The organism is Aeromonas sp. s2, assembly GCF_040907935.1.
Taxonomy (GTDB): Bacteria; Pseudomonadota; Gammaproteobacteria; order Enterobacterales; family Aeromonadaceae; genus Aeromonas; species Aeromonas dhakensis.
The window spans coordinates 116,469-142,910 of record NZ_JBFOCR010000020.1; the positions used below are offsets into that span (position 1 = coordinate 116,469).

Below are 26,442 nucleotides of genomic sequence, written 5' to 3' on the forward strand. Positions count from 1 at the left end.
AAATTTAGTTTTAGTGGGCATTTATTTTATTTTTTATGAATCGCATCCAACAGATCAAATATTGAGCTAGCCACTGCATTGGCAAGAGGCACTGGAACACCATTTCCGATTTGCCTCGCAATTGAGCTTCTATCCCCAACGAACTCCCAAGAATCAGGGATACCTTGTATTCTTGCCCCTTCTCGCAGGGAAATAACTCTGTTTTCTGTTGGATGAATATATCTGCCTTTAGACGCTGACTGAAAAGAGCACCTTAATGTATTGGCTGGTTTTTCCCAATCCATTCTCCCCCACACATCGACGGCTTGGTTTCCCATTTTTATCCAACTAGGAGGGCAAAGGTGCGGAGCTTTTGACATCACATCTCTTTTATCACCCATGGGAGGAATGATTTTCATCCTCTCGAGCGCAATTCCTTTTGGCTCCGGCGCAATGTGGTAGTTGTCTCCTGTCGGTTTATTACTTAGCCCTTTGAAAGCGTCTCTTACGGTAAGACGATCCATTTTTTCTTCTGGCTTAATTGGGATACCAATAGATGAAAATATGGTGAAGCTTCTTAACCTTCTCTGCGCAACGCCATAAAACTCTGAGTTTAAAATCCAAGTGGTACACGAGTACCCAATTTTTTTAAATTTTCTTTTTAAAGTTGTAAAATACTTAGACTCAAGGAACTGTGGCACGTTTTCAATGAGGACAACCTTTGGTCTGTGCTGTTCAGCCCAATGATATACCGACAGAGACAGCGAATTCCTTTTGTCCTTAGGGTCTCGCCTTCCCAATGTACTGAACCCTTGGCAGGGTGGGCCGGCAACTAAGACATCATAACAAAGTCCATCTTTAACTTCTGTCACATCCCAAACTTGGGCAACGGGATCAATATTTTTGTTGTACGTAGCAACTGCCCGACCATCTAGCTCTGCCGCAAAGATACTCTGGAATCCGGCTTCCTTGAAACCACACCCCATCAGTCCAGCCCCTGAAAAAAGCTCCACTATCTTATAGGAATTCACTTTTTTGCACTCCTTGCGTCAATAGCTATATCAGCAATCCCGTTAAGAATAGAGCTGAGCTGCCTTTTTAGATTCGGATGTTCTTCCAGCAACGCTTCGACTCTATCGAACTCTTCACGTAGCTCTGATTTTATAGGGTTTCTTTTTGAAACTTCTATCCCAAGAAATTGGCAAAGTTTCGCCACCCTCTCGTTAGCAACTTCGAACTTGTTGTTTTTTATCCTTAGAAGGAAATCCTTATTTAACTCAGGATGTTCCATGTAAAAAGGATCACGTTTTCTTTTGTGGTTGTACTGAGCAACGCAGCTACGAATGCTCCAACATCTGCGACTCAACTCCTTAGAGACAAGGAGACTTATCTCTTTGTTACTAAAAGCAAAATCGCCCATCCAACTGTCTCATCTATAAACTACAATTGATAAAATTGTATCATAAAAATGAGACAGTGCAAGTAAAATCAAACTGATAACAGTTGTTCAAAAAGCTTCTCCAACGTTGCGTCGTCTATTTCACACTCCCATATAATTATTACACTCCAACCCATTTCATTAAGTTTTCCCTTGACACTAACATCCCTTTCTTTTGTTTTTTTAAACTTAGTTATCCAGAACTCTGAATTCGATTTAGGAATCGTAGCTTTTCGACAACCAAGATGCTGATGCCAGAAGCATCCATGAACAAAAATTGCCATTTTCTTTTTTGAAAACACAATATCAGGAGAACCTGGAAGGTCCTTACGGCAGACTTGATATCTTAACCCTTTGCTGAAGAGATATTTTCTGACACGCAACTCCGGCCCAGTTCCTTCTCTGCGGACCTTTTTCATGATGTCACTTCTTTTTTCTTTCGAAAGTTTTTCCAAAACCTTATACCAGTGCACAGTTCGACATGACTGATATAAATTTTAGAACGCATGATGGTTCAAAATAGTCCAACGGTAATTTTTTCTAATCTATGCGATAAAAGTTATATCGCTCCCGAAGTTTAATCGCTCCTTGCTATCTGCTATCGTCTCTGCATGAACCACCACGCCAGTCCCAGCACGTAGTGCCGTTCCTGCAGTTCCCTGTGCTCAAACGGCCGCCGGCTCACGCTCAGCGACAGCACCGGCTGGCCGCTGCGTCGGCAGAGGTTGCGCTGCAGACCGGGGAACTTGTGCTCCGATACTATCCGACGGCAGATCTCGTGCAGACGCGCCATGCAGCCGTAGTCGATACGCCCCGAATTCACGAACAGGCGATCCACCGCACTCAGCCAGCGCTCCCAGCGCTGGAACACCCCCTGATGCCATCTCTCCAGCGTCAACGGCTGAACGCCACTCAATCTGGCCTGGCACTGCCAGCACTCGTCCAGGCTTGGCGTGTCATACCGCCCCGGCCGGCCCAGCTCGATACGATGGAAGGCGACCGGGGCGCCGCAGGCGTGACAACGATCCAGCAGCAGGGTCTGGTGTCGGGGACAGAAGGTGTAAAACGCCAGCCGCCAGGAAAGGCGGTAATACGGCTCGCTGTCCTCCCCCAGACAGAGCGGGCAATACTGCATGCCGAACCCCTGGTGCAGGCGGTGGTATTGCTCAAGCAGCAGCACCCAGCGCAGTTGTCCGCCCCTGTTGCGATGCTCGAACAGCCGGCCCTCGAACAGCTTCATGGTGGTTTTGTCCGTCAAATGAGGGGAGACGCCTGTGCCCGCCGTGATCACCTGCAGGAGCCAGGGCGGTGCCAGACGGTCGACGTCCCGGTTCCAGACCTGGTGCTCCTTGCCGAACACCCGGTCACAGAAGGTCTGGACCTTGAGGCCGTTGTGATGGGCGCATCTCACCAGCCAGGAGGAGAGGCACTCCCCGGGCAGGGGCTTGGGATGGGCCGGCCACAGTGATCCAGAAAGCACGTCAGTAGATCCTGTCGATACGGCGCTTGCGCTCAGATGGGGGTGTCCAGCCGATGCCGTCCAGGGTTTTGAGGTCGATCAGCTCCCGGCCGCTCAGCACGGCGTGGGCCGCCGCCTCGGTCAGCACCCGGGAGAGCTCGCCGAGGTAACCCTCGCTCATGGCAAACAGCCGCGCAGAGAGCTCAGCGCCGTGCAGCCGGGAGGGGTTGCGCAGGGGGAGCATCCGCTCGAAACTCGCCAGCAGCCGCAGGAAGTCGTTGTCCGGCTCCCATCTCGGCAGCACGACGGGCTCGAACCGGTTGGCGAGCTGGGGATCCGTCTGTATGGCCCGAAAGGCGTCCCTGGTGCCGACGCCGACGATGTTTATCTGCAGTTCGTTGCCCAGATACTTCAGGACGTTCAGAAAGGCCCTCTGCCGGTTAAGGTTGCCGGCGAGGATGTGGTGTATCTCGTCGATGACCAGCACCTTGAGCTCCACGTAGCGCAGCAGCTTCATCACCTGGAACTGCTTCTTGTCCACCCTTTCGCCCGGCCGATAGGGGGCGAAGAGCAGCTCCAGTATGGCGTTGTAGAAGCGCCCCTCGTCGGGCACCGGTGGAGCCTGGACCAGGATCACCGGCGCTAGGACGTTGTCGCCTGCGGGATTGTCCCGGGCCGGATGGGCCTGGACGAAGCGTCTTGCCAGCATGGTCTTTCCGTTGTTGGTGTCGCCGACCAACAGCAGGTTGGGCATGCGGTGGGTGCGGGGATGGGCGACCAGCTCCTCCATCCTGGCCAGAATGGACTTGGCCCTGGGATAGCCGATCCAGCGTTCTGACCGGATCTTCAGGATCCGCTCCTCGTCCGGCAGCGCAAGCAGAGTTCTGGCCGCGTCGTTGAGATGTTCGAGGTCGCTCATGACATGTCGTCCATCTCATCGAACGGCAGGATTTCCGGCTCGTTACCCAAGCCTGTGGTCAGCACCGGAGCATCCTGAACACCGGCTGCCGGTCGCCCGGCGGAACCGTGCAGCCGCCGTCGCTGGGCTGCCCTGCGGGCCGATTTGGTCTTCTCCACCGCCTTGAGTTCAATCTCCCGCATCCGCTCGTAGGCGTCGAAGATCGCCCTCTCGTTGATCTCTCCGCCCCCCTGGGCCTGGGCGCTCTTTCTGGCCTCCCTCAGCTCCCAGATGCTGATCGCCGGATGGGAGGTGTCGCGGTAGGGAATTGAGTAGTAGCTCTGCAGTTCGGGATCGTAAAACCAGATGACGCTGATGTCCCTCGGGTCACGCCGGAACATGAACTTGTGCTTGCGCCTTGACTCCGCCGGATCCGGGGCGTTGATCCACCTTCTCAGCACGTCGTGGTAATAGTGGATCTCGTCGATGACGACGCCGTAGTCCTGCACGGTGCGCAGTTCGAACGGCATCAAATCCAGCCTAAGCCGGTCCTCGTCCGCCACCTTGGCCGGCAGCCCGCACCCGGGGTTGTCGTCGTCGCCGAAGATACCCCTTTGATAGACGGCCATGGGGCTGGCATCCAGCGAGGAGTGTACCTTCTGGTGGTAGACGTCGACGATGTAGGTGGCCAGCCAGGTCTCGAACTCCGACAGCGTCAGGGATGCCTTGCCTTCCGAGTCGTAGTCGCCCCTCTCCCTGGTGTTGGAGAAGGTGGTGCCGGGCAGCTCGTGGATCTCCTTAGAGAACGTGCCCAGGGCTCTTTCGATGTGGGCGCCGAACTGGGGGCGCCCCACGGGCCGCCACTCGAGATCGATACCGTACTCCTCGCAGGCCCGTTGCAGCATCTCCCCCCTGAACTCCTTGGCGTTGTCGGCATGGATCTTCGCCGGCAGCCCCCACACGGGCCAGCTGCTCCTGACGTCGTGCCCTGACAGCCAGCGTTCCTTGGACAGGAAGGCGTGCACCAGGCAGAGCCCCGTAGACATGGCGCCCGGCGGATCGAAGGAAACGTAGAAGCCGGTAACCACTCGGCTGAACACGTCAAACGCCAGGGTGATCCAGGGCCGCCCGACCGGCCTTCGGTAATGGTCGTCCACCAGTATGATGTCGATCTTGGTGTGGTCTATCTGCACCACGGACAGTGGCCAGTCGGCCCCGGGGAACTTGCCCTCGTGGGGCCGGAATTCGAGATCCGCAGTCTTGCGCCCCAGACGCCTAGCGGCCACCAGTTCCCCCGAGAGTGCCCTGATGCGGTTTCTGACGGTGTTGTCGTGCGGCGGCGGCTCGCCCGCCTCCAGGCAGCGGCGCCTGACCTCCTCGCACACCTTGCGCTGGGACTTGCGCTGTCTGGTGAGATACACGGCCGCAATGGCTTCCCGGATCAGCTCTTCAACCGCTTCGTTTATCCGTCCCTGTCCCTTGTCACAGCGGCCTTTTGGCAGCAGGGAAGAAAGCAGACCGCTGCCTTCGTAAGCCCGAAGCCAGACGTAGAGGGTGTTGACGTGCAGCGAGTGCTCGGCGGCCACGGCGGCCACCCCGGCACGGGTCCGGGCAGGCCGGTTGAGCAGCGGTTTGAGTATCGCCAGCCTGGACCTGGCCAGCGCCCAGGAGCCCTCGTCCACCGTGCTGATGTCCGGCCGGATCTGCCCGGTTTTCTCCGGCACCGCCAGTTCGGATACAGGCGCGGTCAGGGTCTCCCTGGTCGTCTCGTCCACCAGTTGCACCTCGGTGAGCGAAAGCACCTCCGCGATACGGTAGGGGTGGTCTTTGAAGGCGACCGCCTTGCCCGGCCGCAGATCCAGCAGCTTGGTCCCGCTCATGCGTCGGCGCTCCATATCCTGCTCGCCATGGTCAGCTTTTCTCCGAGATCCGTCCCCACCCGTTCGATCGCCACCAGATACCAAAGCACCGGCAGCAGACGAGCCCTTTCCGTCGTGTCCAGACTAAGCAAGGACAGCAATTGAGCCGGGGTAGAGCAGCCCGAAACGCGCAAACCATCCAGAACGGAAGAGACGTTGCCATCATCGGGACAACCGCGTCTCAGGATGGGCAGCAGAAACTTGGCGTTGTCCAGCCGGACCCCGCGGATCTCCCGTTCCGTAATCAGCCGGAACCGCCACCCTCGCTCCCTGGCATACCTCACCGCGGCTCTGAACTTGGGTCTGTATTCCAGCCAGTTTGTGCGGAGGTCGTCGCGATACTTCACCTCCCAGAGCACCGGACGCCGGCTCCCGTTCCGATAACACACCAGCACGTCCGGTGTGTAGGATCTGACCCTTTCCCTGTCATCCTGCCAGTTCAGCCTCACCGGCTGCACCTCGAAGCTCTCGACCTCCCGGTCGAACTCCAGCAGGGAGAGAAAGTCCCGCTCCAGCGTAGACTCGAACATCACCTTGCCAACGGCCTTGCTGTGGGCGGCCACCCCGGTGACGTTTCTGTAGTTCTTGGGAATGTTCCGTACCGGCATGGATCGTCCTTAACCAAACAGGCTTTTAAAATCAATGAGGTGACAGATCTAGGCATAACATATGGAGGGCCCTGGCGAAACATCGGGCAGGGCCCGCCGGGTGTGTGGCAGCACCGCCAAACTGACTCCATCCCGTTTCAAACCAGTACCGTATAACGTTGTATTGTTGCGCTCCACCTTCCCATATTAGCCATATAGTCGCGGATAATTGTGTGAATTTCGTCAGAAATGGCCGTACCAGTACATAGGAATTTTGGAATTCACAGAGGTCAAATAAGCCTCTGCCCGCCGACAGCAAAAGAGCGCCTTATGGCGCTCTTTTTTATGCAAATCGCAAAGCACATCCTGCTGGTTGGCGCCCACGGGCATGTCGAGGGGCCTTGGTCGCTGTTATGATATGGCCGCCGTTATCGTCAACCGCCCAGGATATACCATGTCTCAAACCCGCCTCTTCATCGTGCACGGTTATACCGCCTCCCCCGACGCCCACTGGTTTCCCTGGCTCAAGGCCGAACTCGAGGCCCGGGATGTCCGGGTCGAGGTGCTGGCCATGCCTGACCCCCACCACCCAGAGCCCGCCACCTGGGACGCGGCCATGGACAGCCTGGTGCAGGCTCACGATGAGCGCACCTTTCTGCTCGGTCACAGCCTCGGCTGCATCACCATATTGCGCCAGCTCGACCGGCTGCCCGCCGGCAGCCAGGTGGGGGGGATCCTGCTGGTATCCGGCTTCGATCAGCCGCTGCACACCCTGCCGGAGCTGGATCCCTTCATGACCCCGGACTATGACCCGGCCCACATCATGGCGCTGGCCCCCCGCCGGGTGGTGGTCGCCTCCCGGGATGATGCCATCGTGCCCTATCCCTACAGCCAGCACCTGAGCGAGCGGCTGGCTGCGCCGCTCTACAGCCTGGAACATGGTGGCCACTTCCTCGACCGGGACGGCTTTCTGACCCTGCCGCTGGTGCGTGACCGGCTGCTCGCCATGCTGGCGGAGGGCTGAGGCAGACAACAACGGCCATCAGGGTGGCCGTTGTTGTTTTCGACCCGGCTAGAACGACATGCCGGAGAAGGACATGAAGCCAAGCGACATCAGCCCGGCCACGATGAAGGTGATGCCAATCCCCCTCAACCCCTCGGGCACATCCGCATACTTCATCTTCTGGCGCAGGCCGGCGATGGCGACGATGGCCAGCAGCCAGCCCAGGCCTGAGCCCGCTCCATACACCACAGATTCAATGAAGTCGTAATCCCGCTGCGCCATGAACATCACCCCGCCGAAAATGGCGCAGTGCACCGTCAGCAGCGGCAGATAGATGCCGAGCGCGTGATGAAGCGCCGGGAAATGTTTGTCGAGCACCATCTCCATCACCTGCACCAGGGCCGCCAGCACCCCGATGTAGACGATGAAATCGAGAAAGCTCAGATCAAACTCGCCGAGAAAGGTGCTCTCCGGGCGCAGGATATGGCGGTAGATCAGGTTGTTGAGAGGAATGGCGATCACCATGACCACCAGCACCGTCAGGCCAAGGCCGAAGGCGGTGTTGATGTTCTTGGAAACGGCCAGGAAGGTGCACATGCCAAGGAAGAAGGCCAGCGCCAGGTTTTCGACAAAGATCGATTGAATGAAGAGGTTTACGTAATAGTCCATCGGGTCGGCTCACAACGGGTACGAACGGGAGCCGCCTCCCTGCGCGCAAGCGGGCACGAAGGCGGTGCAAGAGGCGCCGGATCGGAGCCTGGCCCGCAGGCAGTACTCTGTGGCAGGGATCAGGATCGGATCGAACGGGCGCGTGGCGTGCAGCCGGCCTCTAGTCGCTGTGGCAGAACCGAAATTGCAGATGGTGGCAGCATCGCAGCCGCCGATGCAGATAGCCGAAGTGGTCGGCCAGCTGCCTGAGGTAGATGAGGGGCAGGAAGAACAGCAGGCCACAGAGCAGGCCGAGGATCTCGTGCTGGAACCAGGCCAGCAGCATCTGGTAGAGCTCGGCATGAGCGGCCCCTTCCAGTCGCCGCCCCTGCTCGAAGCCGAGGCGCCACTGGGAGGCTGGCGGCAGGCTGGCGCTGTCGAGCAGCCCCCGCTGGGCCGGCTCGTGCAGCTGCATCGAGCCCTCCTGCCCTCCCGTTGCCGGCCCCGGGGTTGCAACGACCCCTGCCGCGGCAGAGGCGGCAAGCCAGAGAAGGCAGGCGATGGCGAGGGCCATCGACCAAGTCGACAGTCGGCCAGGGGGCAACAAGGGATGCATCCGGTTCAAACAAAGAGGAACAAGAAGGGCGAATTTATCACAATTCCTCGATTTATTGAATTTACCATATGGGAAATCAGCTTTAATCGATGCTAAAAACCCTGATTATCAAAAAATCCAGCAATTAAAAACCACCATGAGAGCAAGCGCCATGACGTCTGCTCTCATGGTGAGGACTCACCCCTGCTCAAAGGCATGATGGTAGCGCACTTCACCACTGGGCATGGCGGCGCCGAACGAGCGGGCCATGAAGTACTCGGCCGGCACGCCGGGCAGCGTCAACCCCGGCTCGGACACGAAGCCGAAACGACCGTAGAAGCCGGGATCCCCCAGCACCACGCAGCCGGCCGCCCCCATCCCCTTGAGCTCGGCCAGACCCACCTTCATCAGCCGTGACCCCAGCCCCTTGCCGTGCAGCGCAGGGGAGACGGAAATGGGGCCAAGGCCATACCAGCGCTCGCTGCCATCGCTGATGGTCACCGGCGAGAAGCAGAGGTGGCCGACCACTCGCCCCGCCTGCTCCGCCACCAGCGACAGGCTGAGTGCACCGGCCTGGCGCAGGTCGCGCACGATCAGCTGCTCGTTGTGATCGGTATGGGGGGCCTTGAGGAATGCGGCCACGGTCACCGCTTCAATGGCGTCGTGATCGGCGACCGTTTCTGGTCGAATGAGGATGTTCACAAGGGTTTCTCCGTTTGCTCTCTTTCAATGGTTGGTTTGATCAGACTGCCTGCAGGCAGCAGATCACATAGCCATAGCTGCCCAGGTATTGGCGGTGGATAGCCACTTCCCGGCTCAGATCCTGCCAGGCTGGGCTATCCCCCAGCTCGGCGCGATGGCGCGCCAGATTGCGCTCGATGGGCTCCAGATAGTTGTGCCAGGCCATTTGCGGCAACTGGGTGTGCCACAGGCAGCGATACCCCGCCTCCTGCACCGTCTTCAGCAGGCCAGCCAGGGTCTGCATGGCGGGATAATCCCGTTGCCAGAACGCCAGCGCCTCCTCTGGCGGCGTGTCTATCAGCCACACCAGATCGCTCAACACGATGCAGCCATCAGGGCCGGCAAGGTGCGCCCGCCAGGCTTTGAGCGCATTGGCCACCCCTATGGTGTAGGCGCTCCCTTCGGCCCAGATAAGGTCGGCGGGGGCCAGATCCACCGGCAGCGCCGCCATGTTGGAGCACAGGGTGGTGACCTGCTCAAAGCCAGCCGCGCTGGCCGATCTGGCCACGGCGGCCAGCGCCTCCTCATCCAGATCAATGGCCACGATGGCGGCATCCGTCACCTGTGCCAGCGCCAGGGTGGCGGCGCCGCGCCCGCAGCCCATGTCGAGGATCCGGCGAGGCGCCATGGGCAGCGCGGCAAACTGCTGCTGGGTGAAGAGGCTATCGCCCGGCCCCCAATAGCTCATGCCATCCAGCAGCAGCTTGAAATCGCGGATGTAGCGCTCATGTTCATTCATGTCTTTGCTCAGCCACTGCAAGTGGTAGCGCTCCTTTTCACTGAATCCCTGCTTCATCACCCAGGCAAAGTAGGCCTGCGGGGCTTGATGCTGCAGTTGCCGCTGCCAGGCCTTGAACTCGTCGCCGGAGTGCGCACGCAAACCGGCGAGATCCGCCAGCAGATCCCTGGCGCGTTGCATCCGCGCCAGCTCCTCATCCAGCTCCCTGACCCGGGCTGCCAGCGTTGTCTGATCAAGCTCGCCCGCCAGACAGGCGAGGCACTGCTTGAGGCTGAGCCCGCCGGCCTGCAGGGCCTGCACCATCCGCAGCCGCTGCAGATCTTCATCGTCGTAGTGGCGATAACCGTTGGCGCCCCTCGTTCCCACAATCACCCCCAGCTTCTCGTAATAGAGCAGGGTGGAGCGGGCCAGGCCGCAGCGCCTGGCCAGTTCGGATATTTTCATGACAGCGACTCGCAGTGGGGTCCGTGACCCGATGAAGGGAAGCTTAAACTGTGAAGCAATAGACGGGTCAACGGCAAAATCCGGGTTCATACCATAAAAAAACGGCCACCCTGAGGTGGCCGTCATCGGCAGCAAGAGAGACTCACGGATCAGAGGCCGGCGGCTTCCAGATGCTCCACCAGCAGCTGCACGCTGCGGTTGCCGCGCCACTCGTTGACATCGAGCCGATAGACCAGCCGCACCCGTTTGACCGAGGCATCGGGCCAGCGCTGCAAGTCGACCCCGAAGGCGATGGCATCCACCGCGTGGCCGGAATCCGTGGTCAGCATCATCTTGAGGTGCTTCTCCCCCACCAGCCGCTGCTGCACCAGCACGAACTCGCCGTCGAACAGCGGCTCGGGGAAGGCCTGACCCCAAGGGCCGGAGGCGCGAATAAGCTCCGCCAGCTCGAGGGTGAGCTCGTCCGGCAGCAGTTCGCCGTCGGTGAGCAGCACCCCGGTCAAGAGCTCAGGGGTCACCAGCTCGCCGATGACCGCCTCGAACGCCCGCCCGAAGGCCTCGATATTTGCCTTGGGCAGGGTCAGCCCCGCCGCCATGGCGTGGCCGCCAAACTTGCCCATCAGGCCGGGGTGACGGGTATCGAGCAGTTCCAGCGCATCGCGCAGGTGCACCCCGGGGATGGAGCGCCCGGAGCCCTTGAGCTCGGTCTCGCTACTCTCGGCAAACGCGATGACCGGGCGGTAGTACTTCTCCTTCACCTTGGAGGCCACCAGCCCCACCACTCCCTGATGCCACTCGTCCCGGTGCAGCACGATACCCGACGGCACCTCGCCGTCACGAAACCGGATCTGCTCCAGGGTGGCCAGCGCCTCCTGTTGCATCCCCTGCTCGATCTCCTTGCGCTCCTGGTTGAGGCTGTCCATTTCGGAAGCGAGCTGGCGCGCCAGGTTGATGTCCTCGCTCAGCAGACAGGCGACCCCGAGAGACATGTCGTCGAGCCGGCCCACTGCATTGAGGCGCGGCCCCAGCGCAAAGCCGAGATCGGCGGCGCACAGGCGACGACCGTCGCGACCGGACACGTCCACCAGCGCCTGGATGCCGGGACGGCAGCGGCCGGCCCGGATCCGCTGCAGACCCTGATGGACCAGGATGCGGTTGTTGCCATCGAGCGCCACCACGTCGGCCACGGTGCCAAGGGCCACCAGATCCAGGTAGTCCGCCACGTTGGGTGCGCGCAGCCCTTGGCGCTCATACCAGCCGCTCTGGCGCAGGTGGGTGTTGAGCGCCGCCATCAGATAGAAGGCGACCCCGACCCCGGCCAGCGACTTGGAGGGAAAATCGCAGCCATGCTGGTTGGGGTTCACTATCGCGTCGGCGTCAGGCAGCTCCTGGCCCGGCAAATGGTGATCGGTAACCAGTACCTGCATGCCGGCCGCCTTGGCCGCCGCCACCCCGGCGATGCTGGAGATGCCGTTGTCCACCGTGATCAGGAATTCGGCGCCGCGGGCCACCGCCAGCTCGACGATCTCGGGGGTGAGGCCATACCCGAACTCGAAGCGGTTGGGCACCAGAAAATCGATGTGGCGACCCCCCATGGCGCGCAAGGCCAGCACGCACAGGGCCGAGCTGGTGGCGCCGTCACAGTCGAAGTCGCCGACGATGAGAATACGCTTTTGCGCCGTCAGCGCCTCGGCCAGCAGGGGCACTGCCTGCGCCATGCCGAACAGGCGCTGGGGTGGCAGCAGCTGATTGGCGCTGCGCTCCAGCAGGGCAGGGTCTTCGACCCCACGGCTGGCGAAGATTTGCCGCAGCAAGGGATGAAGGGTGGCGGGCAGATGGGAATCATCCACGCGCGGACGACGACGGATTAGCAGGGGCATCGATGTGATCCAGTATCTTGAGCAGTTGTTCAGGGCTCTGATAACCGCGCAGCAGGTCGCCATTTGGCAGGACCCAGCTCGGCAGCGCCTTGATCCCGAGCCACTGGCTCAGGCCGATATGATGGGCAAGGATCTCATTACAGCCGCTCTCAGGCAAACGATCACTGAGGTCGAGTTCGCGCAGCAGCCCGGGATCACACCAGCGCGCCTGCGCCTCGGCCAGATCGGCAAAGGGGCCAAGCACCGGCAGCAGCTGCACGCTCACCCCCCTCGCCTGCAAGGCGGACAGCTCATCCAGGGTGGCGCGACAGCCGCGGCAGGCGAGATCGGTAAACAGGGTGAGGCGGTGGCGCTCGGGCACGGCCTTGAGCTGCATCCGCCGCTCGCCGATCTGGGCCAGGGCCAGCTGCCGCTGTTGACGCTGGCCCAGCATGGTGAGGTTCTTCATGTCGTGGGCCAGATCCAGCATGGTGCCCAGCAGCACATGGTCGCCCCTGGCATCGGTATAGAGGGGCCCCTGCGCCGTGCCCAGCAGATAGAGGCCGGAGACCGGGGTCTCGTCCACCAGGTAGACCTGCACCCCGAGCCGCTGCTCTATGGTCTGTTTCAACAGTTGGGGATCCATCCCCGCGCTGACGGCAAAAGAGCCCAGCAGCATCATTCCCAGCAGTAAATAGTGCACTTTTTTACTCACTTGGCATGAACGAATGGACTCACAAGGTTACTCAGCAAATATGCTCGTCTCAACTGCTTAATTACTGATTGATTAATAGGAGGGTCGCAAAAAAATCCCGATCTGACAGGTTGCCAATCGGGCAAAGCCCCAGCAAGCTAACCGGGACGACAGGAAACACGACGGTCATCCTCTGTTTTCCTGATGCTTTATTATTCAAACACCAGGGCGGCCCAGGCCGCTGCTAGCCCATTTTTGGAGGGGAAAATGAGTCTGATTCAAGAGTTCAAGGCCTTTGCATCCAGAGGCAACGTCATCGACATGGCGGTCGGTATCATCATCGGGGCCGCCTTCGGCAAGATCGTCTCCTCCTTCGTCGGTGACGTGATCATGCCGCCCATCGGCCTGATCCTGGGGGGCGTGGACTTCAGCGACCTCGCCGTGCCCCTGAAGGCCGCCGAGGGCAGTGCGCCGGCCGTGGTCATCGCCTACGGCAAGTTCATCCAGACCATCATCGACTTCCTGATCATCTCCTTCGCCATCTTCATGGGGCTCAAGGCCATCAACACCCTGAAGAAGAAGCAGGAAGAGGAAGCTGCGGCACCGGCCGGCCCCACCAAGGATCAGGAGCTGCTGACCGAGATCCGCGATCTGCTCAAATCCCAACAGGGAAAATAAGCGCCAGCTCCTGTCGTGTACTGGAAAAAAACCGCCTTCGGGCGGTTTTTTAGCTACATCAGCAACGGAACACTTTACACTTGGCATCACCCAGACCTTGATCTGCATCCGCCCCCATCCCACGCACATCATGCTTGAATGAATGTAAACCTACAGGAATCATCGCCATGACATCCCCGACAGTGAAGACCAGAGCGAAACATGGTTTCATTCTGCGCTATTTGCTGTTGCTCTCCCTGCCCCTGCTATTGATGACAGCCAGCAACCTCTATCTGTTTTTCATCAAACAACAGAACGTAGTACGCGAGCGCATGGAGTTTTTCAGCAGCAGTACGGCCCAGCAATGGGACAACGCGCTGAGCTCGGTCGAAGAGCAACTCAATATTCTAGCGGTGGATCTCGCCAACCATGACGGCGTGCTCCCGCCGGAAATGCGGGCGCGGCACTACTCGGTGTGGCAGCAGCTCAGCCGCTCGGGCAGCCTGCTGAAGGGGCTCTACTATGTGCAGCGGGACAATACCCTGGTCAACTTCAACCATCAGCTCCCCCCTTCCCCCCAGGCAATGGCCAAACAGGCATGGTATCTGGAGGCCATCCATACGCCGGGTATCAATATCTGGAGTGCCCCCTATCTCGACACCGTCCAGCACATTCCGGTGGTGACCCTGTCGCGGGCGGTCTTGAACCACAGCGGCAAGATAGTGGCCGTGATTGGTCTGGACGTCGAGCTGTCGCGAGTCTCGGACCGGATCGGGCGCATGCTGCAGGGCGGCAAGCAGATGACCTACCAGCTCTACGATCGCAGGTATCAGCGCATCGTGGCGCACAGCAACCCGCTGCTGAACGCCACCCCGCTCGACGAGCCCTGGTTATCCAGGCTCCAGGGGAAAAATGGCGCGATCCAGAGCCAGGATGACGAACTCATCGCCTACTACACCCTGGCCAACAACCCCGGCTGGCAGGTCATCATCATCTACCCCTTCAGCAACTCCTTCGTCATCAGGGAGCTGCTGCCCAACATGATGATGGGGCTGTTGCTGTCGCTGGTCATGTTCATCCTGGTGGCCGTCATCTTCCATCAGCGGCTGGAGAACACCATCGGCATGCTGGTGCAGGTGGTGCGCCAGTTGCGGGTCACCCCGCCGGGACAGCCCCTCATCATCCCCCGTATTCCGGGCATCGAGGAGCTGGAGGACGAGATCACCCTGATTTCGGACCAGATGCAGGCGGAGAGCGAGAAGGCCCAGCGCGATGCCCTGACCGGGCTCTACAACCGCCGCTACATGGACACCCTGCTGAGCGAGCTGCACCAGCAACATACCCCCTATGTGCTGGCCATCATCGACATCGACAACTTCAAGCTGATCAACGACCGTCATGGCCACCCCGCCGGCGACAGCGTGCTCAGACGCACCGCCTCCCTGGGCAGCCAGTTGCTGGAGGGCAAGGCCACCCTCTGCCGCTTTGGCGGCGAGGAGCTGGTCGCCATCTTCGAGCAGGGGCGGCTTAAGGAGGCACAGCAGCAGATGGATCAGTGGCGCCGCGCCATGGCCACGCAGAACTGGCGCGAACCGGGCTTGACCGTCACCTTCAGCGGTGGGCTGGCCGAGGCGCTGGATGCCCCGCCCGCCGAGGTGCTGGCCCGGGCGGATGCCGCCCTCTATCGCGCCAAGCAGGAGGGGAAAGATCGCCTCTGTCTGGCCTAGGCGCGCGGGTGGTGCTGGCCGTGCAGCGCCTTGAGCCGCTCGTTGGCCACGTGGGTGTAGATCTGGGTGGTGGAGAGATCCGCATGGCCCAGCAGCATCTGCACCACCCGCAGGTCGGCGCCGTGGTTGAGCAGGTGAGTGGCGAAGGCGTGACGCAGGGTGTGGGGGGATAATTCACCGCTGATGCCGGCCCGCAGGGCATAGAGCTTGATGCGGTGCCAGAAGGTCTGGCGGGTCATCATCTGGGCCCGCTTGGAGGGGAACACCACGTCCGAGCTGGTGCCCCCCAGCAGCAGGGTGCGCCCCTCACGGTAGTAACGCTCCAGCCAGTGCACCGCCTCCTCCCCCATGGGAACCAGCCGCTCCTTGTTGCCCTTGCCCACCACCCGCACCAGCCCCTGGCGCAGGCTGACATGCTCGGCGGTCAGCCCCACCAGCTCGGAGACCCGCAGTCCGGTGGCGTAGAGCAGCTCGAGCATCGCCTTGTCGCGCAGCTCCAGCGGGTCATCCACCAGCGGCGCTTGCAGCAGCGCCTCCACCTCGGCTTCGCTGAGATCCGATGGCAGCTTCTTGGGCAGCTTGGGCCCCTCCAGCAGCACGGTGGGATCGTCGCTGCGCAGCTTCTCCCGATTGAGATACTGGTAGAAACGGCGCAGGGCCGACAGGAAACGGGCCGTGCTGCTGGCCGCGAACTGCTGGTCCACCCGCCAGGCGAGGTAGTGCTGGATGTCGTCCAGCCCGGCCAGCAACAGGGAGCCCCCCTGCTCGTCGAGCCAGAGGGAGAATTTTTCCAGATCGGTGCGATAGGAGCTGACCGTGTTGTCGGAGAGGCCCCGCTCCAGCCAGAGGGCGTCGAGAAACGGCTCGATCAGGGGATGGGATTCAGCTTTGCTCATGGTACGCCGCGCTCAGGGAAACAGGCCCCCATTGTAACGTGTCGACCCACCCGGCCCGCAAGGCAGGCTTGTCCATGGCCCGGCAAGAAGTGAAGCGCGCCGGGCAATCTGCTAGACTGGCGCCCACCCCGGGCGCCGCTGTGCCGGTCACGCCCCTTGCCTACTGCGATCAAGAGAAGAGCGATGAAGATAGGTTTGTTTTACGGCTCTACCACCTGCTACACCGAGATGGCCGCCGAGAAGATCCGCACCCTCATTGGCCCGGAGCTGGTCGATCTCCACAACATCAAGGACGTGCCCCTCATCCGCATGCAGGAGTACGACATCCTGATCCTGGGCATCTCCACCTGGGACTTCGGCGAGCTGCAGGAGGACTGGGAATCCCGCTGGGAAGACATTGCCGACCTGCATCTGGAGGGGCGCATCATCGCCCTGTTTGGCCTGGGCGATCAGCTGGGCTATGGCGAATGGTTCCAGGATGCCCTCGGCATGCTGCACGATCAGCTGGTGCCCAAGGGGGTCAAGCTGGTGGGCTACTGGCCCAACGAGGGGTACGAGTTCGACGCCTCTAAGGCGCTCATCGACGATGGTCGTCACTTCGTTGGCCTGGCCCTCGACGACGCCAATCAGTACGACCAGACCGAATCGCGCATCGAACAGTGGGTCGACCAGATTTTGAGCGAGATCCACGAACTGCTGTGACGCCGGGTTTTCTGACAGCAGTGGCGATGGCCCCCTGCCATCGCCCGCTTCCCGCACGGCATGTCAAAAAAGGCCTTGTGACAGGCCCTTGAACAGACGTCAGCTGCGACGCTTCCCCGCCTGTCGCCCCGGGTTTCGGACCACTGGGCGCATAAATCGCACCGATTTTCTCAATCGGTATCATCGCATGACGCTATAGCGACTTTTTTATGCTGGTCTGCAACAATGGAAGCGACACCCCATAACAATCACAGCCGGGTGTCGGAAGCAAACGGACAGACCAGAAAAGGACATTCTATGACCCCATTCTCCCTGTTGGCCCCCGCCATCGCCCGCGACGTGCTCGATCACGCGCTGGCGCTGGGTGCCGACTTCGCCGAGCTGTTTGTGGAGCGCAAGCGCCGCAGCCAGCTCAGCCTGCTCTCCAGCCAGATAGAAAATATCAGCGGTGGCCTCGATTTCGGCATCGGTGTACGCCTGTGCTACGGCCACAAGGTGCTCTACGGCTACACCAACCTGGCCGATCGCAACGAGCTCTTGCGCATCGTCACCCTGCTGGCGGCCAAGGACCGGCGTGACCCCGTGGTCACCGCCACCGCCTTCGATTTCACCCGCCTGCACGATCGCAACCCGATCGCCCTGCCCCTGTCGGCCGACAAGCTGCTGGAGCAGAAGATCGCCTACCTGCACGCCATGGATGCCGCGGCCCGTGCCGAGAGCGACAAGGTGAGCCAGTTCTCCGGCAACGTGCTGGGCTGGGAGCAGGAGGTGGAGATCTTCAACAGCGAAGGGGTGCAGGTGAGCGATCGCCGCCACTACAACCGCATCATGGCCCAGACCATCGCCGCCCTTGGCAGCGAGCAGAGCGTCGGTTACGAAGCCCCCGGCGCCATGATGGGCTGGGAGCACGCCGCCAGTATCGATCCCCGCGAGCTGGCCCTCACCGCCACCCGCCAGGCGCTGGTGAAGCTGGGGGCGGCCCCCTGCCCGAGCGGCAAGCTGCCGGTCATCATGGAGAGCGGCTTTGGCGGCGTCATCTTCCACGAGGCGTGCGGCCACCTGCTGGAGACCACCTCGGTGGCCAAGAAGGCCTCGGTGTTCCATGACAAGATGGGCCAGCTCATCGCCAATCCGGCGGTCAGCGCAGTGGATGAAGGCTTGCAGGGCAACGCCTGGGGCTCCATCAACGTCGATGACGAGGGAATGGCGACCCAGCACACCCAGCTCATCAAGGATGGCGTGCTCACCGGCTTCCTGGTGGACCGGATGGGGGCCCTTCGCACCGGCTACGCCCGTACCGGTTCCGGGCGGCGCGAATCCTACAAGTTCGCACCGGCCTCGCGCATGCGCAACACCTATATCGAGCCGGGCAATCACAGCCTGGACGAGATGCTGGCGACGGTGGAGCACGGCATCTATGCCAAGCGGATGGGGGGCGGCTCGGTGCAACCCGGCACCGGCGAATTCAACTTCAACGTGCAGGAGGCCTACCTCATCGAACACGGCAAGATCACCCGGCCCCTCAAGTCGGCCACCCTGATCGGCACAGGCCCGCAGGTGCTCAAGGAGATCTCCATGGTGGGGCGCGATCTCGCCCTCTCCGCCGGCATGTGCGGCTCGGTCTCCGGCTCCATTCCTGCCTCGGTCGGCCAGCCGCCGCTCAAGGTTGACAATATTCTGGTGGGGGGGAACGCCTGATGAGCCAACTCGACATGAACCAACTGCTGACCCGCCTGCTGGACCAGGTCGCCGATCTCGGTGCCGAGGCGGACATCATCGCCAACCAGGACAAGGCCTTCTCCCTCAAGGCCGACAAGGGCGAACTCAGCGAATACAAGGTCACCAGCAGCCAGCAGATCGGCATTCGGCTGATAAAAGAGGGCCGGGTCGGCATCGCCTATTCGGAATCCCTAGACCAGTCGGCGCTGACCGCCATGGTGCAGGATGCGCTGGATGCCAGCCGCTTCGCCAAGGTGGACCCGGATCAGACCATCGCCGTGCAGCAGAGCCGGCTCACCACCGACTGCGCCGAGATCCATCAGCCCGACACCACCCCAGTGGAGGAGAAGATTGCCCTGGCCCTGCGCCTCGAGTCGGAGATGCTGGCGCTGCCGGACGTGACCGGCGCCCCCTACAACAGCTTCTTCGAGGGGGAGGGCCGGCTGTGGCTCGCCAACAGCCAGGGCAGCCTCTGCCAGCACCAGGCGTTCAGCGTCGGCTGCTACAGCTCCGCCCTCATCGAGCGCGACGGCCGTCAGTCCATGTTCTCCCTAGGGCAGTATGAGCGCCGCTTCGATGCGCTGGACAGCCAGCCCCTCATCCAGCAGATCCACGCCGTGGCCGACGGCCTGCTGGCGGGAGATGCGGTGCCGAGCGGTCACTACAGCGCCATCTTCGACACCAATGCCCTGGCCAGCCTGTTCGGCTGCTTTCAGGCAGCGCTGTCGGGCAAGTGGGCCCAGCAGGGGATCAACCCCTGGCGGGACAAGCTGGGCCAGTCGGTGGCTTCCCGCTGGCTCACCCTGGAGAGCCGGGTCCATATGCCGGGGGGGATGAAGATCAAGGCCTTCGATGGCGAGGGCGCCCCCACCCGGGATCTGCTGCTGATCGGCGAAGGGGAGCTCAAGACCCTGCTGCACAACAGCGCCACCGCCCGCCACTTCGATGTGGCCAGCAACGGCTCGGCTGCCCGCAGCGCCCGCAGTGCGCTGGATGTCAGCCCGCGCCACCTGGTGTTCGGGCTCGGCCCCCACAGCGAGGCCGAGGCGCAAGCCGGCGAGTATCTGGAGCTGGTCAAGCTGGACGGCCTGCACTCGGGCGCCGATGCGGTGAGCGGCGACTTCTCGTTCGGCGCCTCCGGCTTCCTGTGCCGGGACGGCGTGCGGGTGGCCCCGGTACGCGGCATCACGGTGGCGGGCAACTTCTATCGCCTGCTGGGCGAGCTGGAAGCGGTCGGCAACTTGCTGCACCACGACGATGGCAAGAGCTTCTATGCGCCGCTAATCCGCTTCGGCGGATTGAGCATCGCCGGCAAGTAACTGTATATCGAGGGAAAAAACCTCCAGTTCCCCACCCGAAAGCGGCGCCTGATGGCGCCGCTTTTTTAGCTCTGGCGCCCCTCATGGGCCGCTCCTAACCTCTAAGAAGCTGTCTACGACCTGCTGCGAGAGGCCGTCAGCAAGGAACAGAGCCGCCGGTCGCATCGGCCGGCACATGCAGGAGATCATCAAGATGGACAATACCCTGGTCTGGGCCGACATTCCGACACGGGATCTGGATCGCGCCATGGCCTTCTACTCGGCCCTGCTCGACGTGCCGGTCACGCCGATACAGGAGGAGATCCGCTTCGCCATGCTGCGCCACGACGGCGACAACGCGGCGGCCTGTCTCGGCCCCATGGACAAGTACCACCAGCCGGGGCACTCGGGCCCCCTCATCTACCTCGCCCTGGGCGAGCGCCTGCAGGAGGCCGAACAGCTGGTGCCCAAGATCGGCGGACGGGTGCTCGAGCCCCTGCACAGCATCGGCAGCGGCCATGGCTCCCGGGTCATCATCGAAGATACCGAGGGCAACTGGCTGGCCCTCTATGCCCCGCCAGCCGGCTGACGACGGCGGCTCCCAAAAACAACAACGGCGACCTGATGGTCGCCGTTGTGCATGAGCCAGTCTCTCGGGTCATCAGACCTGCGGGTTAAGACGGGTCGGCATGCCGGTACGCTGTTCCAGCACCTGTTTGACCACGTTGGAGTCGCTCTCAGCGTGGGCGATGAAGCGAGTGGTGGCCGGGGTCATGGGCAGCGGCACGGAGGCGGTGGAGTTGAACTCCGCCTCGGTGCGCGACAGCGGCTCGTGCACTTCCATGTAGCGGCTGCCATCCGGCTCGACCGTGGTCTTGACCGGCTGGTTGACGAACTGGACGCGGGTGCCGACCGGCACGTGGTCGAACAGGTACTTGATGTCGTCGGCACGCAGGCGCACGCAGCCGCTGCTCACCCGCAGGCCGATGCCGAAGGTGGCGTTGGTGCCGTGGATGGCGTACAGGTTGCCGATGTAGAGCGCGTGCAGGCCCATGGGGTTGTCCGGGCCGGCCGGCCAGACCGCAGGCAGGGTCTTGCCCTGGGCGGCATAGCGGCGACGGATGTTCTCGGTCGGGGTCCAGGTCGGGTTGGCACGCTTGCGCTCAACCTTGGTGATCCAGTTCTCCGGGGTGTTGACCCCCAGCTGGCCGATGCCGATGGGCAGTACCTGCACCACGTTCTTGCCTTTCGGGTAGTAGTAGAGACGCATCTCGGCCACGTTGATGACGATCCCTTCGCGGGGAGCGTTGGGCAGGATCAGCTGATGGGGAATGATCAGCTTGCTGCCAGCCTTGGGCAGGTAGGGGTCGACGCCCGGGTTGGCTTCCATGATGTTGGTCAGACCCAGCTGGAAGTCAGAGGCGATCTGCTCCAGCGGACGGTTGTCCGCGGGCACCACGTATTCCTGGTTCTCGCCGATCAGGCGGCTGTTGGCGGCGGGCAGCTGGTATTCAACGGCGGCAGCCTGCTGGCCGGCCAGTGCCAGCGTACATAAAAGAGCCGAAGCGGCAATGCGAAGGGGATTCATAAAATTCCTGTGTGGTTTCCTGTACCAAGTTGGCCGAAGGCCGTGTCATCCTCGGTTGTGCCGGGGCGCGAAGGTGGCGTCCGCGGTCGATTACCGAGCGCGCATTCTTTCCTGAGTCGGCCAAAATTTCAACGTCGAAAACGCTCTTTTTTGCATGAAAAAGCGCATCCGGCGCCACTGGCGCAGCCTGCTGTCATGATGGCCACGCTAGCAGCCACAAACTGAGCAGAAGCTGAACAAAAAGGGAGGCCGCCTGGCCTCCCTTTCATCACGGTATCACTGTCGTCCGCCGAGCAGATCCGCCACGCTCGCTGCGATGGCGGCGCGGCCATCGAGCGCCGCCATCTCCTCGGCCAGCAGCCGCGCCCGGGCGCGGTAGCGCGGCTCACTCACCACCTTGCGCACCGCCGTGGCCACCATGGCCGCCGTCGGCTCGTTGCTGTGCAGATTGATGCCGGCCCCGCTCCAGGCCACCCGGGTCGCCACCTCCGCCTTGTCCTCTCCGGTACCCGCCACCACCAGCGGCACCCCGTGGGCCAGCGCGGACTGCACCGAGCCGTAGCCGCCATTGGTCACCAGGGCGGCGGCGCGGGGCAGCGCCAGCTCGAACGGCACGTGGTCGGTGACGATGGCATTGGCCGGAACGACATCGCCCAGCAGCGCCGGATCCCGCCCGCCGGTGGTCAGCAGCAGTTGCAGCTCGTCACCGGCCAGCCCCTGCATGGCCGGCAGCAGCAACTGCCCCAGATCCACGTTGGCCAGAGTGCCCTGACTGACGATGACCAGCGGCCGCTCATCGAGCCTCTCCCACCAGGACGGCGGTGTCAGCTCAAGCCGGGGTGGCAGCAGCGGGCCGACATAACGGATCACCCCCTCGAGCTCCGGCCGCTCGTATTCAAAGCCGGCGCAGGAGAGCTGCAAGAAGGCATCGGGCGCCGTCACCATCACGTCGGTGAAGGGGGCCGTCAGCGGCGGCGCACCCGCCTCGGCCAGGGCGGCATCGAAACGCTGTTGCACCTCCCTTTGCAGTTGCCGGGTCGGCTCATCGAGCCAGGGCAGCTCGCCAAGGGAGCGGCGCAGCTCGGGGGGAATGCGGGGACCGTAGAAGATGGCGTCCGGACTCGAGAAAGAGACAGGGTTCACCCCCAGCATCAGGATCGGCACCGGCCGGCCATGGGGCTGCTGCAACAAGGGCAGCACGCCGTAGAAGCCGTTCTCCACCAGCAGCAGATCCACCCTCTCCGCCGCGATCAGCGCCCGCAGCTGACTGTCGTGCTGCGCCATGGGGGCGGCGAAGAAGCGTTTGAGTGCCAGCGCCATCTGGGCGGTGCCGCTCAGGCTGGCCCGCTCGGGAAAGTGCCGCTCCAGCGCCCGGTAGTCAAAGTCCACCTCGGGGGCGAAGGGCACAAACTCGGCGCCGGTGTCACGGATGTGCCGCTCGAACAGGGCGCCGCACAGCATCAGCACTCTATGCCCCTGCGCCACCAGCTGGCGAGCCGCCGCCAGCATGGGATTGACGTGGCCCGGGGTGGCGGTGGCCGCCAGCAACAGGGTCGCCATCACGCCGCCCCTTGCGGCGCCAGCGCCGGGTTGAGGCAGACCGGGCTGGCCTGGATGTGGACCCGCTGGATGTGGCGCGCGGAGCGGGCGGTGAACCCCTCGCGGCCGTGCAGCAGGCCGAGGTTGTCGGCGATCACCACGTCTCCCCCTTGCCACTGGTGGGCATAGAAGTAGCGCGGGTCATAGAGCCGCTGGTGCAGATCCTGTAGGAAGGCGGCCTGCTCGGCCGGTGCCACCCCCTCGATGTCGAGGGCATGCTGGTTGAGAAAACGCACTCCCTCGCGCGGCGGCTCGTTGTAGCGCAGCACCGTCTCGCCGCTCACCGGATGGGGCACCAGCAGCGGCGAGCGCACCTGGCCGCCGTAGTGCACCACCTGCTTGATGCGATAGGTGATGTGCACCCGCTCCCAGCGGGCCAGCCGCTCGCCATCCAGCTCGGTGAGCAGCTGGCGGGTATTGATGAAGGTGGTGCGCCCCCCTTCGTCCGCCGCCGGGGCGTGCACGCAGTGAAACAGCTGGAACTCGGGCAGGGTCGGCTTGTACATGCCGTCCCAGTGCAGCGGCACATAGCTGGAGTCGAAGATGTGGTCGGTGGCGTTCTCGTGCTCTTTCACGTCCAGCACGGCGCCGAAGGGCCACATCATGATCTCGCCCCACTCCTCGCCGTAGCGGGTCAGCCGCTCGGCATCGGTGAAGCCCGACTCGAACCCGCGCAGGATCAGCACGCCGTGGCGGCGGGCCAGCTCGCGCAGCGCCTCGATATCCAGGCTCTGCACCGGCTGGCCATTGCGGGCCGGCTCAATCAGCAGGCCGAACGGGGCCTGCGGCAGGATGCGGCAGCGCTCGCCGCCGAGGGTAACGATGGATGCAGTCATGGGAAACTCCTCAGGCGGCGGCCTGCTTGCCGTTGATCAGGTAGTGGCTCGGACGGCCGTGGATGTGGACCAGCTCATGCTCCATCGCCAGCACGTCGCGCCGCTTCATCAGCACGAACTGGCCATCCAGGTTGGCCGCCACCCCGTGCCAGGGGGTGAGCCAGTCATCCCGGGTCGGCAGCATGTGGATGCCCATCTTCAGGCTGTGGCTCGCCTGGGGGTGGATGGAGAGGCGGATCGCCTCGGGGAATCGCTCCGCCAGCAGGTTGCCCCAGGCGCGGCTGCGCTGGATCACCGCATGAGTGCGCCCCTTGGCATCCCGCTGCAGCGCCGTGTTGGAGAGCGGGGTGTCCGGCAGCTGGCTGTCTTCATAGAGGAAGCGGGTCATGGCGCGATAGAGGCGAATGCCCTCCTCGGTGCTTCTTACCTCCTGCGCAATCAGCTCCAGCGGCTCGGCGTAGCGCTCCACCAGCTGTTCGCGCAGGGTGTCGAAGTCGCGGCTGGCGCAAAACTCGGCCATGCCCGCCACCATCCCCAGGTGGAAGACCCCGAGATGGGTCGCCCCCAGCTCCAGGATCAGCTGCTCGATATGGGCCTGATAGGCATCGATGGCCGGATCGGGCACCCGGATGAGGTCACCGAACACGTGGCCATCCGAGCAGATGAGGATCCGCATGCCGGGCGCATAGTGCAGCTGGATGCGCTGGCAGAGGTGGTTGAGAAAACTGAGGGAGAGCCGCTCCGCCATGTCCGGCAGAGAGCCCAGCACCTTGTTAGGATTGGGCGACTTGGTGGGAAAGGCGGGCAACACGCAGAGGATGGTCTCGCCCCGCTCGATGAACTCTTGCAGACGGGGGATCTGGATGGCGGCCACCTCTGCCTCCTCCTGCTGCCGATCCAGGATGGGATCGGGGAAGCGGCGGCGATAAGGCAACAGCTCGGCAAATATATTCTGGGCAATTTGATGGGAAGATAAACCACTCATTATTCCGGCTCCTTTGGCAGGATTAAAATCAATAAAGATGACTCTTTATCAATGCGTCCAGTCTCTGTTGTTATTATTTGCGTATCCGTTTGCTACCCAAACGAATCGAGAGGGGACAGTAGCCGAGATAAAGTCAGGCTATCAATTCGCCATTGATGTAAACAGCTTCAACCCTGCGCTAATAATCTTTACCGCATAAGCAATTCACATTTATCTATATGAATAAAAACAAAATAATGAATATTAAGGCAATTACCAAAAACCCTTTTCCCAAAAAGTTCCCTAGCCATTATTTTATTTGGTCACAAGTTGACTCAGCCATTATTTAGCAGAGCTTAATAGTGATAGCGGCTCAACGGAATAATAGTGACCATTTCGCCGAAAATATCGCAAACAATTATTTGTTCACATAATAAGCCGATGCGCCATGGCCGGGTTTCGGGATGGCGCAGACACAAAAAAACCGGGTTGCCCCGGTCTTTGCATCTCGTCCCAGCGACGCTGCCTATGGTCGACCGAATCCCCTCAGGCCGGCACCGGCTCCGCCGCCAGATAGTCGAGGGCCGCCTGCCAGCCCATCCGGTAACCCTGCTCCAGCCTCGCCCGGTCGGTGGTCATGCGGCCGACCCGAAAGCTCGCCGGCGGCACTATGACCCGGATGCGGCAATCGGCCGGCGGCTGGCGGATGAAATCGATGGCATCGTTGTAGCTTTGATGACGCGACAGGCTGGCGCGAGCCAGCGCCGGCGTCTCGCGCAGCAGGTAGCGATGCAGGGCGGGCAGGCGCGGCGCCCGCTTGCGATAGCCCAGCGGGCGGGAGAGCACCACTGTGATGTCGCGCGCCCCCTGCTCATAGGCGTGGCGCACCGGAATGGAGTCGGCCACCCCGCCGTCCGTCATGGCCTCCCCGTCGATGCGCACGAAATCCCGGTAGACCAGCGGCACCGAGCAGGAGGCCTTGATCTGCTGCTCCAGCTCGGCGGCATTGGCCTTGAGGTAGGCGGCCTGGCCGTCCGCTACCCGGGTGGTCACCACGGTCAGCGGCACCGGGTTGGCGGCAAAGCGCGCCAGATCGAGCCGGCACTCGCGAATGGTAATGGCCCACAGCCAGTCGAGATCGAGCCAGTGGCCGCCGCGCACGAACTTGGCCAGGTTGATGAACTCGGGGCGGCAGGAGTAGTCGGTGATGACGTTGTGGTTGCGCCCCTGCTGACCGGCCAGAAAGGCCGCCAGATTGACCGCCCCGGCCGACACCCCGATGCAGTGATCGAACGCCGTGCGGCCCTTGGCCAGAAACGCATCCAGCACCCCGGCGGCAAAAATGCCGCGCATGGCGCCCCCCTCGACCACCAGGGCCGTTTGTCGCCGACTCATCCCGCCTCCCCGTTTTGCTCTGTGAATGGTCTCACACTTTGGCCCATTCAGAGCCCGG

At 62.0% G+C, this 26,442-nt stretch carries 26 protein-coding genes; 7 read left to right on the forward strand and 19 right to left on the reverse strand.

The window, feature by feature from the left end; translation table 11 throughout:
- Nucleotides 1-26: 26 nt before the first annotated feature.
- The 7 genes from AB5Y81_RS16265 to AB5Y81_RS16295 all read right to left on the reverse strand — a co-directional run bounded on the left by AB5Y81_RS16265 (nucleotide 27) and on the right by AB5Y81_RS16295 (nucleotide 6,301).
- Complete coding sequence (locus AB5Y81_RS16265; RefSeq protein ID WP_368146731.1) at nucleotides 27-1,010, reverse strand: DNA cytosine methyltransferase; 984 nt, start codon at nucleotides 1,008-1,010, stop codon at nucleotides 27-29.
- Nucleotides 1,007-1,399: a hypothetical protein gene (locus AB5Y81_RS16270; protein ID WP_239053093.1), complete on the reverse strand. Its 393-nt coding sequence runs from the start codon at nucleotides 1,397-1,399 to the stop codon at nucleotides 1,007-1,009. Before AB5Y81_RS16270 ends, AB5Y81_RS16265 begins: the two co-directional genes overlap by 4 nt.
- A gap of 68 nt (nucleotides 1,400-1,467) precedes the next feature.
- The gene (locus tag AB5Y81_RS16275; protein WP_368146733.1) at nucleotides 1,468-1,890 is read right to left on the reverse strand and encodes a very short patch repair endonuclease; all 423 of its coding nucleotides are present in this window, start codon (nucleotides 1,888-1,890) and stop codon (nucleotides 1,468-1,470) included.
- 125 nt (nucleotides 1,891-2,015) lie between these two features.
- Nucleotides 2,016-2,897, reverse strand: coding sequence for a TniQ family protein (locus AB5Y81_RS16280; RefSeq protein WP_279485401.1), 882 nt, complete (start codon nucleotides 2,895-2,897; stop codon nucleotides 2,016-2,018).
- Nucleotide 2,898: 1 nt separating this feature from the next.
- A complete protein-coding gene (locus AB5Y81_RS16285; RefSeq protein ID WP_279485400.1) occupies nucleotides 2,899-3,795 on the reverse strand; it encodes a TniB family NTP-binding protein in 897 nt (298 codons plus the stop codon).
- Nucleotides 3,792-5,654, reverse strand: a complete 1,863-nt coding sequence (locus AB5Y81_RS16290; RefSeq protein ID WP_368146735.1) for a Mu transposase C-terminal domain-containing protein — start codon at nucleotides 5,652-5,654, stop codon at nucleotides 3,792-3,794. Before AB5Y81_RS16290 ends, AB5Y81_RS16285 begins: the two co-directional genes overlap by 4 nt.
- Complete coding sequence (locus AB5Y81_RS16295; protein WP_279485397.1) at nucleotides 5,651-6,301, reverse strand: TnsA endonuclease N-terminal domain-containing protein; 651 nt, start codon at nucleotides 6,299-6,301, stop codon at nucleotides 5,651-5,653. The genes AB5Y81_RS16290 and AB5Y81_RS16295 overlap by 4 nt, the downstream gene beginning before the upstream one ends.
- 433 nt (nucleotides 6,302-6,734) lie before the next feature.
- Here AB5Y81_RS16295 and AB5Y81_RS16300 point away from each other — a divergent pair, with 433 nt between their 5' ends.
- Nucleotides 6,735-7,304: an alpha/beta hydrolase gene (locus tag AB5Y81_RS16300; protein ID WP_279485396.1), complete on the forward strand. Its 570-nt coding sequence runs from the start codon at nucleotides 6,735-6,737 to the stop codon at nucleotides 7,302-7,304.
- A gap of 48 nt (nucleotides 7,305-7,352) precedes the next feature.
- Here AB5Y81_RS16300 and nqrE read toward each other — a convergent pair whose 3' ends face one another.
- The 6 genes from nqrE to AB5Y81_RS16330 form a co-directional block, all read right to left on the reverse strand.
- Nucleotides 7,353-7,952 carry an NADH:ubiquinone reductase (Na(+)-transporting) subunit E gene (nqrE, locus tag AB5Y81_RS16305; protein WP_010633144.1) on the reverse strand — a complete coding sequence of 200 codons (600 nt, stop codon included), beginning with the start codon at nucleotides 7,950-7,952 and terminating at the stop codon, nucleotides 7,353-7,355.
- A gap of 160 nt (nucleotides 7,953-8,112) precedes the next feature.
- Nucleotides 8,113-8,406, reverse strand: coding sequence for a hypothetical protein (locus tag AB5Y81_RS16310; protein ID WP_082033526.1), 294 nt, complete (start codon nucleotides 8,404-8,406; stop codon nucleotides 8,113-8,115).
- A 318-nt stretch (nucleotides 8,407-8,724) separates the two neighbouring features.
- The gene (locus tag AB5Y81_RS16315; protein WP_117402510.1) at nucleotides 8,725-9,228 is read right to left on the reverse strand and encodes a GNAT family N-acetyltransferase; all 504 of its coding nucleotides are present in this window, start codon (nucleotides 9,226-9,228) and stop codon (nucleotides 8,725-8,727) included.
- Nucleotides 9,229-9,268: 40 nt separating this feature from the next.
- The gene (locus tag AB5Y81_RS16320; RefSeq protein WP_279485395.1) at nucleotides 9,269-10,450 is read right to left on the reverse strand and encodes a MerR family transcriptional regulator; all 1,182 of its coding nucleotides are present in this window, start codon (nucleotides 10,448-10,450) and stop codon (nucleotides 9,269-9,271) included.
- A gap of 149 nt (nucleotides 10,451-10,599) precedes the next feature.
- Nucleotides 10,600-12,330: a single-stranded-DNA-specific exonuclease RecJ gene (gene recJ / locus AB5Y81_RS16325; protein ID WP_042006918.1), complete on the reverse strand. Its 1,731-nt coding sequence runs from the start codon at nucleotides 12,328-12,330 to the stop codon at nucleotides 10,600-10,602.
- Complete coding sequence (locus AB5Y81_RS16330) at nucleotides 12,293-13,012, reverse strand: disulfide isomerase DsbC N-terminal domain-containing protein (protein WP_279485394.1); 720 nt, start codon at nucleotides 13,010-13,012, stop codon at nucleotides 12,293-12,295. The genes recJ and AB5Y81_RS16330 overlap by 38 nt, the downstream gene beginning before the upstream one ends.
- Before the next feature lie 258 nt (nucleotides 13,013-13,270).
- Between AB5Y81_RS16330 and mscL the strand changes: the two genes are divergently transcribed.
- Complete coding sequence (gene mscL / locus AB5Y81_RS16335; protein ID WP_279485393.1) at nucleotides 13,271-13,681, forward strand: large-conductance mechanosensitive channel protein MscL; 411 nt, start codon at nucleotides 13,271-13,273, stop codon at nucleotides 13,679-13,681.
- Between the two features lie 167 nt (nucleotides 13,682-13,848).
- Entirely contained in the window at nucleotides 13,849-15,387 is a 1,539-nt protein-coding gene (locus AB5Y81_RS16340; protein ID WP_279485392.1) for a diguanylate cyclase, read from the forward strand.
- On the opposite strand, the gene xerD is transcribed toward AB5Y81_RS16340, so the two are convergent.
- Nucleotides 15,384-16,283 (reverse strand): site-specific tyrosine recombinase XerD, encoded by a 900-nt coding sequence (xerD, locus tag AB5Y81_RS16345; protein WP_279485391.1) that lies wholly within the window; start codon nucleotides 16,281-16,283, stop codon nucleotides 15,384-15,386. The two genes, AB5Y81_RS16340 and xerD, sit on opposite strands and share 4 nt — an antisense overlap.
- 183 nt (nucleotides 16,284-16,466) lie before the next feature.
- Here xerD and fldB point away from each other — a divergent pair, with 183 nt between their 5' ends.
- From fldB to AB5Y81_RS16365, 4 genes are all read left to right on the forward strand, one after another.
- Nucleotides 16,467-16,985 (forward strand): flavodoxin FldB, encoded by a 519-nt coding sequence (gene fldB / locus AB5Y81_RS16350; protein ID WP_005298196.1) that lies wholly within the window; start codon nucleotides 16,467-16,469, stop codon nucleotides 16,983-16,985.
- A gap of 297 nt (nucleotides 16,986-17,282) precedes the next feature.
- Nucleotides 17,283-18,683, forward strand: a complete 1,401-nt coding sequence (locus tag AB5Y81_RS16355; protein ID WP_208200720.1) for a TldD/PmbA family protein — start codon at nucleotides 17,283-17,285, stop codon at nucleotides 18,681-18,683.
- The gene (locus tag AB5Y81_RS16360; protein WP_279485390.1) at nucleotides 18,683-20,023 is read left to right on the forward strand and encodes a TldD/PmbA family protein; all 1,341 of its coding nucleotides are present in this window, start codon (nucleotides 18,683-18,685) and stop codon (nucleotides 20,021-20,023) included. The genes AB5Y81_RS16355 and AB5Y81_RS16360 overlap by 1 nt, the downstream gene beginning before the upstream one ends.
- Nucleotides 20,024-20,198: 175 nt before the next feature.
- Nucleotides 20,199-20,591 (forward strand): VOC family protein, encoded by a 393-nt coding sequence (locus AB5Y81_RS16365; RefSeq protein ID WP_279485389.1) that lies wholly within the window; start codon nucleotides 20,199-20,201, stop codon nucleotides 20,589-20,591.
- Between the two features lie 72 nt (nucleotides 20,592-20,663).
- On the opposite strand, the gene AB5Y81_RS16370 is transcribed toward AB5Y81_RS16365, so the two are convergent.
- From AB5Y81_RS16370 to AB5Y81_RS16390, 5 genes are all read right to left on the reverse strand, one after another.
- Nucleotides 20,664-21,590 carry a L,D-transpeptidase family protein gene (locus AB5Y81_RS16370; protein ID WP_005298188.1) on the reverse strand — a complete coding sequence of 309 codons (927 nt, stop codon included), beginning with the start codon at nucleotides 21,588-21,590 and terminating at the stop codon, nucleotides 20,664-20,666.
- A gap of 276 nt (nucleotides 21,591-21,866) precedes the next feature.
- Nucleotides 21,867-23,150, reverse strand: coding sequence for a glycosyltransferase (locus tag AB5Y81_RS16375; RefSeq protein ID WP_279485388.1), 1,284 nt, complete (start codon nucleotides 23,148-23,150; stop codon nucleotides 21,867-21,869).
- Entirely contained in the window at nucleotides 23,150-24,025 is an 876-nt protein-coding gene (locus tag AB5Y81_RS16380) for a TauD/TfdA family dioxygenase (protein WP_279485387.1), read from the reverse strand. The genes AB5Y81_RS16375 and AB5Y81_RS16380 overlap by 1 nt, the downstream gene beginning before the upstream one ends.
- Nucleotides 24,026-24,035: 10 nt before the next feature.
- Nucleotides 24,036-25,010, reverse strand: coding sequence for an isocyanide synthase family protein (locus tag AB5Y81_RS16385; RefSeq protein ID WP_017784592.1), 975 nt, complete (start codon nucleotides 25,008-25,010; stop codon nucleotides 24,036-24,038).
- Nucleotides 25,011-25,535: 525 nt separating this feature from the next.
- Complete coding sequence (locus AB5Y81_RS16390) at nucleotides 25,536-26,384, reverse strand: patatin family protein (RefSeq protein WP_279485386.1); 849 nt, start codon at nucleotides 26,382-26,384, stop codon at nucleotides 25,536-25,538.
- Between the last annotated feature and the right edge of the window lie 58 nt (nucleotides 26,385-26,442).